This is a genomic window from Sphingomonas sp. (assembly GCF_048595155.1).
Classification (GTDB): Bacteria; Pseudomonadota; Alphaproteobacteria; order Sphingomonadales; family Sphingomonadaceae; genus Sphingomonas_I.
Window position 1 is genome coordinate 1 of record NZ_JBMDXN010000004.1, and the last position, 3,867, is coordinate 3,867.

Annotated in this window: 3 protein-coding genes, 1 tRNA gene and 2 rRNA genes; 3 read left to right on the forward strand and 3 right to left on the reverse strand. The window is 64.6% G+C overall.

The window, feature by feature from the left end; translation table 11 throughout:
• The 3 genes from ACOJSI_RS00540 to ACOJSI_RS00550 form a co-directional block, all read left to right on the forward strand.
• Positions 1–737: formyltetrahydrofolate deformylase (locus ACOJSI_RS00540; RefSeq protein ID WP_420136300.1), on the forward strand; the 737-nt coding region annotated here is incomplete at its 5' end.
• On the forward strand, positions 737–1,387 hold the full coding sequence (locus tag ACOJSI_RS00545; protein ID WP_420136301.1) for a dihydroneopterin aldolase: 651 nt from the start codon (positions 737–739) through the stop codon (positions 1,385–1,387). The genes ACOJSI_RS00540 and ACOJSI_RS00545, both read left to right, overlap by 1 nt.
• Before the next feature lie 231 nt (positions 1,388–1,618).
• Positions 1,619–2,932 (forward strand): glycosyltransferase, encoded by a 1,314-nt coding sequence (locus ACOJSI_RS00550; RefSeq protein WP_420136302.1) that lies wholly within the window; start codon positions 1,619–1,621, stop codon positions 2,930–2,932.
• Positions 2,933–3,093: 161 nt separating this feature from the next.
• Here the strand turns inward: ACOJSI_RS00550 and ACOJSI_RS00555 are convergent.
• The 3 genes from ACOJSI_RS00555 to ACOJSI_RS00565 all read right to left on the reverse strand — a co-directional run.
• Positions 3,094–3,170: transfer RNA gene (locus ACOJSI_RS00555), tRNA-Met, on the reverse strand.
• A 178-nt stretch (positions 3,171–3,348) separates the two neighbouring features.
• A 5S ribosomal RNA gene (gene rrf, locus ACOJSI_RS00560) occupies positions 3,349–3,463 on the reverse strand.
• A gap of 116 nt (positions 3,464–3,579) precedes the next feature.
• Positions 3,580–3,867, reverse strand: a 23S ribosomal RNA gene (locus tag ACOJSI_RS00565); the annotation flags it as partial.

A 3,867-nucleotide genomic window follows, 5' to 3' on the forward strand; every position in this document is an offset into this window, starting at 1 on the left:
ACACCGGTCGCTTCTTCATGCGTGCCGCCTTCGCCGTAACGGGCGACGCGTCGCCCCCGGTGGCGGCGATGCACGCCGCGCTCGAACCCGTCCTCACCGCCATCGGCGCGGATTGGACATTGCGGGACGCCTCCGAACGCAAGCGCGTGCTGATGATGGTCTCCAAATTCGATCATTGCCTCGGCGACCTGCTCTACCGCCGCCGCATCGGCGAATTGCCGATGGACGTGGTCGGCATCGTCTCCAACCATCCCAAGGAGGCGCTGAACACCACGATGATCGGCACGATCCCCTATCATTATCTCCCGGTCAGGCCGGATACCAAGGCCGAGCAGGAAGCCGCACTCAAACGGATCGTGGAGGGCACCCAAGCCGATCTGGTCGTGCTCGCCCGCTATATGCAGATCCTGTCGGACGATCTCGCCACCTATCTGTCGGGGCGCTGCATCAATATCCATCACAGCTTCCTGCCCGGCTTCAAGGGCGCGAAGCCCTATCATCAGGCCTATGCGCGTGGCGTGAAGATGATCGGCGCCACCGCCCATTATGTCACCGCGGACCTGGATGAGGGCCCGATCATCGCGCAGGACGTGGAATCGATCAGCCACGCCGACACACCGGATGATCTGGTGCGCAAGGGTCGCGATATCGAACGCCGCGTCCTCGCCGCCGCCGTGGCGTCGCATCTCCAGGATCGGGTTCTGCTCAACGGCAGCCGCACCGTCGTGTTTCGCTGATGGTCAGCGGCGCCGCTTATTCGGTCACCGTTCGCGATCTGCCGGTGGCGGCCCTGATCGGCGTCAATGCCGATGAGCAGGGTCGCCGGCAGACGTTGCTGGTCTCGGTCGACGCGCGCCTCGATCCGCCGCATCCGCTCTCCAGCCTCGCCGATACGATCGACTATCGGGCGGTGGTCGATCGGGTGCAGGCGATCGCCCAATCGCATGTGGGTCTGATCGAACAATTTGCGCGCCTGGTCGGCGAAGACTGTCTGGCGCTCGGCCCGGTCGCCAGCGTGGTCGTTTCCGTCGCCAAGCCCGATGCGCTCGCCGCCGGCCTGGCAGAAACGACCGTGCGCGTCGATCGCCCCGATTCTTCCAACGTCCTTCCCTTCGCGCCCGTTCTCCGCGCCGGCGAGCATGTGCTGCGCTTCGCGTTCGATCATGATCTCAACCTGCATGCCCAGCATCAGATGGCCCGCTTCCTGCGCCATTTCGCGGGCTCGGTACGCGGGCTCGTGCTGGACGATGTCGCCTTCGATCACCAGGCGGGCGAATGGACCGCGCGCATCAAGATGATCGGACGGGGCGCTCCGCGGATGATCGACAGCCGCACCGCGGCGCGTGTCGGGCGAAAGGGAGCGGCCGGCAGCCCGCCGCTGGCTTAGGAGCGTCCGCCGGGGCAATGCGCTACCCTATCTTTAGCCGTAGCGGCCGATGCGACCCGGCGGCTTCCGGCAAGCACGCGCCGTCCCGCGCACCTATGCGCATCACCCCGCAATTACCACGGTAACGCAGCCCCGAGGATACGACATGCGCGCGTAGCGGAATCCCCCAACGCTGCTCCCGCACACAGCCGGCATCGGCGCTGTGACAGAGGACGAACGGGAGCTCCGACCATGAAGATCATCCTCGCCGCCACCCCGGCGACCGGCCATCTCGATCCGCTGCTCGGCATCGGCCGGTTGCTGGTGGAACAAGGCCATGAGGTGCTGCTCTATTCCGGTTCGGCGTTCCGCGAACGCGCCGAGACGATCGGCGCCCGCTTCGAGCCCTTGCCTGCCGGCGCCGATTTCGATCTGCGGGATCCTGACGCCTGTTTTCCCGCGCGCGCAGGTTTGACCGGCCCCGAGATCATAGAATTCGATTTCAGGCATATCTTCACGGACCCGCTGCCCCAGCAATATGCCGGCTTGAAGAAGCTGCTCGCGGCATTTCCGGCTGATATCGTCATCACCGAGCAGCTTTTCCTCGGCGCTCTGCCACTGATCTTCGAAGGGGGGGCGGACCGCCCCGTGGTAATCGGGTGCGGCATCACCTTCCTCAGTCTCGATCGATCGGACGGTCTCCCGCACGGCCTGGGGCTCGATTATGCGGCGGATGCAGACGTTCGCGCCCATCTCCAGCAGACGCTGCTCCCCGAAGTCATGGCAGCTCTGGCGCCGATCCAGTCGATGTACGAGGATGCGGCGCGGGCGACCGGCGTCGAACCCAAGGGGTCGCCGATCGGCGCCATGGCGCGATATGCCGACATCTTCTGGCAAGGCGGTGTACCGGAAATCGAATTCCCGCTCGGCGACGTGCCGGAGCATCTCGCCTTTGTCGGCCGCTGGCCGGCAGCCCCCAGCGCCGCGCCGCCGCCGGCATGGGCCGACGATCTTGACGGTCGGCGCACGGTGGTGCTGGTGACGCAGGGGACGGTCGCCAATGCCGACCTCGATCAGCTGGTGCTGCCCACCATAAGGGCGCTCGCCGGTCGGGATGACCTGCTGGTACTCGGCACGACCGGGCGCCGGCCGCTGCCGTTGGCGCCCAGCGCGCTACCCGCCAACGCGCGGCTGGAAACATATCTGCCGTTCGATTGGCTGATGCCCAAGGTTGATATTCTCGTCACCAACGGCGGATATGGAACCGTGCTGATGGGGCTGGCCGAGGGTGCGCCGGTGATCATTGCTGGCGCGAGCGAGGACAAGCCCGACATTGCCGCCCGGATCGGATGGGCCAAAGCGGGGATCAATTTGCGGACCGGTACCCCGTCGGAAGCCAGCCTTGCCGAGGCGGTCGACCGGGTGCTGGTGGATGCGGAGATCAAGGCGTCGGTGGCGCGCATCGCCCGGTCGATCGAGACGCACGACGCGACCGCTATCATTCTCGATGCGATCGATCGGATCGCCGCGGCGCGGCAGGGCAAGGAGAGGACGCGCGCCGCCTGAGCCCGGTTCGCCCGGCCGCTTCGTCCCCCCGGCCGCACCTCGGAGCGTCTGCGTCACGGCACGAACGGTCGTACCGTGGCGCCTGCCGTATCGGCTGATGGGTTGGATGTGGGCTGGGCAAAGGAAAACCCCCTGGGCCTGTGAGGGCTGGGGGTTTGTATTGGTTGCGGGGACAGGATTTGAACCTGTGACCTTCAGGTTATGAGCCTGACGAGCTACCGGGCTGCTCCACCCCGCGCCACCATATGTCCGACGGTAGATGTGGTCGTCGGACCGCAGGTCCGCAAGGCCGACGGGCCGCCCGCAGCGTAGCGAGGAAAGCCAAGGCCGCGGATGCGGCTGCCGGCGCTTGAGGCCAAAAAGGGAGACATGTGGATGGGTTCGGACCGTGTGTTGCGCGCCGCGCTGGCTTCAATGCCTGGCGACGACCTACTCTTCCATCGCTTAAGCGATAGTACCATCGGCGCTGTCTGGTTTCACGGCCGAGTTCGGGATGGGATCGGGTGGGTCACAGACGCTATGGCCACCAAGCAATGGAGCCAGCGCGATGCGCAATTGGGTCGGGTTTCGAAATCGATGCGTGCACCACATATGCTGAGCGAACCCCATCTTTGATCAGGTCAGTCCTGTCATTGATGGTGGGACTCTCAAGCGCGAATAGAGCAATTAGTATCGGTTAGCTCCATGGATTACTCCACTTCCACATCCGATCTATCAAGGTCGTGGTCTTCGACCGCTCTAAGATATCTTATCTCGAGGGGAGCTTCCCGCTTAGATGCTTTCAGCGGTTATCTCGTCCATACATAGCTACCCTGCTGCACCGTTGGCACGATGACAGGTCCACCAGAGGTATGTTCATCCCGGTCCTCTCGTACTAGGGACAAGTCCTCTCAAATATCGACGCCCACGGCAGATAGGGACCAAACTGTCTCGCG